The sequence below is a fragment of the Bifidobacterium sp. POST2/T3 (B1) genome (assembly GCF_058197115.1).
This window is the reverse complement of sequence record NZ_JBVPQK010000202.1, coordinates 1-4,928: the sequence shown is the minus strand read 5'-3', so window position 1 is coordinate 4,928 and position 4,928 is coordinate 1. Positions and strand designations below refer to the sequence as shown.

At 60.0% G+C, this 4,928-nt stretch carries 4 protein-coding genes; all 4 read left to right on the top strand.

All coding sequences use genetic code 11. The features are described from left to right. The coding region (gene tyrS / locus AC0AP0_RS08975) for a tyrosine--tRNA ligase (protein ID WP_490430215.1) at positions 1-1,254 on the top strand (1,254 nt) is incomplete at its 5' end. A 23-nt stretch (positions 1,255-1,277) separates the two neighbouring features. Then, positions 1,278-3,422 carry a tetratricopeptide repeat protein gene (locus AC0AP0_RS08970; RefSeq protein ID WP_490430214.1) on the top strand — a complete coding sequence of 715 codons (2,145 nt, stop codon included), beginning with the start codon at positions 1,278-1,280 and terminating at the stop codon, positions 3,420-3,422. Then, positions 3,422-4,486, top strand: coding sequence for an HAD-IIA family hydrolase (locus AC0AP0_RS08965; protein ID WP_490430213.1), 1,065 nt, complete (start codon positions 3,422-3,424; stop codon positions 4,484-4,486). The genes AC0AP0_RS08970 and AC0AP0_RS08965 overlap by 1 nt, the downstream gene beginning before the upstream one ends. Before the next feature lie 5 nt (positions 4,487-4,491). Next, on the top strand, positions 4,492-4,812 hold the full coding sequence (locus tag AC0AP0_RS08960) for a hypothetical protein (protein ID WP_490430212.1): 321 nt from the start codon (positions 4,492-4,494) through the stop codon (positions 4,810-4,812). The last annotated feature ends 116 nt before the right edge of the window (positions 4,813-4,928 follow it).

Sequence of the window (4,928 nt, the reverse complement as noted above, 5' to 3'; positions counted from 1 at the left end):
CAGTGCACGGACGAGTCCGAGCTCAGGAAGGTGCTGGCCGACCCCTCGGTGACCTATTATTGCGGATTTGACCCCACTGCCCCCTCACTGCATGTGGGCAATCTGGTCCAGCTGCTCAACATGCGCCATCTGCAGGCGGCCGGTCTGCATCCCATCGCTGTTGTGGGCGGGGCCACCGGGCTGATTGGCGACCCTCGTCAGTCAGGGGAGCGCACCCTGAATCCCAAGCAGACCGTGGCCGAGTGGACCGAGCGCCTTCGTGGGCAAATCGGTCGCTTCCTGGATACCGAGGGAGACAACCCCGTCCGGTTCGTCAACAACTACGAGTGGACCGGCTCCATGAGCACCATCGACTTCCTGCGCGATGTGGGCAAGAACTTCCGCATGGGCACCATGCTGGCCAAGGACACGGTGGCCCGCCGTCTGGACTCCGACGAAGGCATCTCCTTTACTGAGTTCAGCTATCAAGTGCTCCAGGGCAACGATTTTCTGGAGCTCTTTGACCGCTACGGATGCAGTCTGCAGCTTGGCGGCAGCGACCAGTGGGGGAATCTGACCAGCGGTCTGGATTTGATTCGCAAGGTGCGCAATGCGTCCGTCAATGTTATGACCAGCCCGTTGATCACTGACTCCCAGGGCAAGAAGTTCGGCAAGTCTGAGGGCAACGCAGTCTGGCTGGATCCCACCATGTTCAGCCCCTACCGCTTCTACCAGTTCTGGTTCAACCAGCCTGACGACCAGGTGGTCAAGCTGCTGAAGACCTTTACCTTCCTGCCCAAGGCCGAAATCGAGCGTCTGGAGGAAAGGACCGCCCAGGATCCGGGCGCTCGCGAGGCCCAGAAGGTTCTGGCCTGGCAGGTGACCTCCTATGTGCACGGCGAGCATGCCGCTCAGGGGGCCATTGATGCCTCTGGTGCCCTCTTCGGTCGTGGCAAGACCCTGGAGGAGCTGGACGAGGATGTGCTGGATTCTGCTCTGGACGGGCTCAAGGTCGATGATGGTCAAGGCGGGCGAGCTCTGCCCGCAGCCAGCGAGGGCCAGCGTCTGGTGGAGGCCGGGGTTGCGGCCGGACTCTTCCGTTCAGTCTCTGAGGCTCGTAAGACTGTGGCATCGGGTGGTTTCTATCTGAATAACCAGCGGGTCGAGGATCCGGATCAGGTATTGGGGAACAAGGACTTTCTGCATGGGCGCTTCGCCCTGGTTCGCAGAGGAAAGAAGGCCTTGGGCGCACTTGAGCGTCGGGCCGGCAAGTAGGAACGTAGGAATTAAGGACACTGATGGCAGAAGAACACAATTATTCCCGGGGCGATCGCGGACGGGGCCGGGGCGGTTCGCGTCCGGGCGGATTCCGGTCGGGTGGCCGTCGCTCTTCGGGCTTCCACAAGGGCGGTTCGCACTCTGGTGGATACCGCTCCGGCGGCTATCGTTCGGGGGGTCACCGTTCCGGTAACTTCCACAACCATGACGGCGAGGGCGGCGAAGAGCGCCGTTCCGAGAACAGGAATGGCCAGCGGCCCTTCCGCGGGCGCGGGCACGACCGGTTCGAGCGCGACAATCGCGGATACAGACATGACCGTCAGGATGGTCACGGCGGCTTCCGCAGGGATTCCGACCGTGACCGCCACGGCCGTCGGCAGGATGGCGACCGTCCACGTCGCGACTTTCATGCCAACGGGAATGGCGGATATGGGCATCGTGATCGTGACAACAACCGCGGTCGGTCGGGGTATGGCTACCAGCGGCATGACCGTGACCGTGATCGTAGCCAGGGTTTCCACGGGGACCGCCGTCGGGATGACAACCGGAGGTTTGACCGTCGGCAGGATGAGCGGTCCGGTGGGGATCGCCCCTGGAACAACCGCTCCCGTGATGACCGTCCACGCCAGGACCGTTCACATGGGGATCGTCCCTACGGCAACCACTCTTATGGCGATCGTTCCCGTGATGATCATCGTCAAGGCGGCTATCGGGGCGACCGTTCCCGTGGCGACAGGTATCAGGGCCAGCATGGCCGTGATGACCGTCGTCGTGACGCTTATCGCCATGACGACCGCCGGGGGGCCTATCAGCGTGACCGCCAGAATGGCTATGACCGTGGTCGTCGTAACTCTGACGGGACCATCTCCTACCCCTCGCAGAACCCCTATACGGATCGTCGGCCTGGCGAGCCCAAGATGCCCAAGGGTTTGGAATGGTCCATGCTTTCCAAGGATGATCGTCTACGCCTGCGTGGACTGAGCAAGGAGCATGCCGAGAACATCGGCCTACACATTTTGGCCGCCTATGCCTTGGAAGAGACTGATCCCCAAGGTGCTCTGGCCCATGCTAAGTGGGCTGCTCGGCAGGCTTCGCGGATCGATCTTGCCCGTGAGACGTTGGCGCTGGTGGCCTACCGTCAGGGCGATTACAAGCTGGCCTTGAAGGAGTTCCGCACTGCACACCGCATGAACGGCTATTCTGATTACCTGCCTTTCATCGCCGACTGTGAACGTGGTCTGGGCAATCCTCGCAAGGCCATTGAGGAGGCTACCTCCGAGGAGGGCAGCCAGCTGCAGGGCGAGTCCAAGGCGGAGATGTTCTTGGTTTATGCCGGAGCACTGGGCGATTTGGGCTTGTGGGATAAGGCCATCGAGACCGTTCAGGCCCTGGTCAAGGCCCGCGGGCTCAGCGGTGACTACCGGATGCGTGCCGTGCAGGCCGAGCAGAACTTCCTTGAACAGGCTGGTCGCAGCCAGGAGGCTCTGGAGTTGGAACCCCTGCTGGATCGGCTGGAAGCGGAGTATGCCGACGAGGATGAGGACGAAGATGGCCAGAAGGACGGACAGTCCGAGGAGATCCTGATTGACTACGACCTGGAGCACTTGGATCCGGCCATGATGGAGGAGCTCTCCATTGACCCGGATGGCGGTGAGAACGATTCGGATGAGGATGAGACTGAAGATGCCGAGTCTGGTGCCACTGATGCATCTGATCAGGGTGCTGATGGCAGTAAGGGTGAGGAATCTCCCGAATCAGTAGCTTCGAACGATTCAGCGGACCCAACTGACACAGGTGATTCAATTGATTCGACTGAATCATCTAATTCAGCTGATACATCCGATACAGTTGATTCAACTGGTTCGTCTGACTTAGCCGGTTCAGCCGAAATGCCGGAATCGGAAATCCAGAAATCGTCAGATGCTGTGGAGCAAATCGGGGGAGAGCCTTCTCATCTTGATGCAGAAACTTCGGACGAAGGTTCTCAAAGCGACCAGAACGGTAGCGAAGCTGACACAACTGTTACTGGCGAAGTTGCTGATGGCTGTGACGCGACTGTTCAGGATGCAGGATCCGATGCAGACACTATCGATGATCAAAATGAGCAGGTCAGGGATGCGCAGGTCAAGGAGTCCGGTACATCTGATGAAGACAGGGCTGAATAGTGACCGTCTTTCTCAAAGGGACTGATGACGCTCCGGCAAAGACCTACCGTCTGGCTCTACTGGACTTGGACGGGGTGGTCTACCGGGGCGCTGACCCTGTAGAGTATGCGGCCGAGGGCATTGACCGTGCTCAGATGCTTGGCATGCGCATGGCTTACACCACCAACAATGCATCCCGGTTCCCGCATGTGGTGGCTGATCAACTGCGCGATTTCGGTTTGACCTTGGACGATGGCCAGGTCATCACCTCTGCCGTCGTTGCGGCACGAATGCTGCGCAGATACCTGCAGGATGGCGCCAGGGTGCTGGTCATTGGATCCGATCATCTACGAGATCAGATCCGCCTCAATGGGATGGTGCCTGTATACAAGGCTGCAGATCAGCCAGAGGCCGTCATCCAGGCTTGGTATCCCGAGTTGAGTTGGCAGGACCTGGCCCAGGCTGCCTTTGCCATAGAAAACGGTGCACGTTACTTCACTACCAACAAGGATCAGACCCTGCCCCGCGAAGGTGGTATGGCACCAGGCAATGGAGCCATGCTCCAACCGGTGATTCTGGCTACTGGCAAGCAGCCGGAGGACTCGGCCGGCAAGCCGGAATCGGCCATGTACGACGAGGCTCGACAGCTGTTGGCCGATAGCCAGGAGAAGAACTTGGACGTTGACCAATGCCTGCCTGTAGGTGATCGTCTGGACACCGACATCGAGGCAGCTAACAGGGGCGGGTACGACTCCATGGTCGTCCTGACAGGCGTGGCCCGAACCCCCGCCATTCTGACTGCACCTGCCAAGTTGCGGCCGACCTATCTGGCTGAAGACCTGCGCGGCCTGACTATGCCACAACCCCAACCCAGTAAGGAAGCAGACCAGACCTGGCACTGCGGCGGTCAAACCGCAAGAGTAGATGAAGACGGGCATGTCGCCCTGCGTGCTCTTGAGGGCGGCGGCGATCCCCTGTCAGATCTGGATGCTGTGCGAGCCTGTGCCTGTGCGCTCTGGGAGTACCAGGATCGCGGCGTGGACATGGACTCGCTGGATTTGCCCGCCTTCGTTGTAGGGGCATAACGGCCATGTCGGAAGAGGTCAAGTCTGGACAGCTCGAAGCGAGCGGATCATCCCAGGAAACCAATCGCTACGGGCTAACTGAGCAATCTGGCCAGACTGAGCAGCCTGTCGGGTCTGAGCATTCTGGACGGTTCTCACAGGCAGATGATGAGGATACGACTGCACCAGCACCTGAAAAGCCCATGGATAAGCAAGCCATGGCCCCCCTTTTGGAGCGTTTCCCTGGCTTAGCTCAATTGGACAAGCTTGACGATGGTCAACAGGTGGAGCTACTCGGCAAGGTGCTAACTGGGCTCCAGCAGGACCTGAACCGGGAGGGTCAGTGAACGATGAGGACATGGTCGTCAGCGCAGGGGCCGGTCATAGAAGAACCGTGGCTCTCACCCGCGACCGGCTTGACCGCATCCTGCCTGCACAGGGGCTGACGGATTCACGAGCCAGA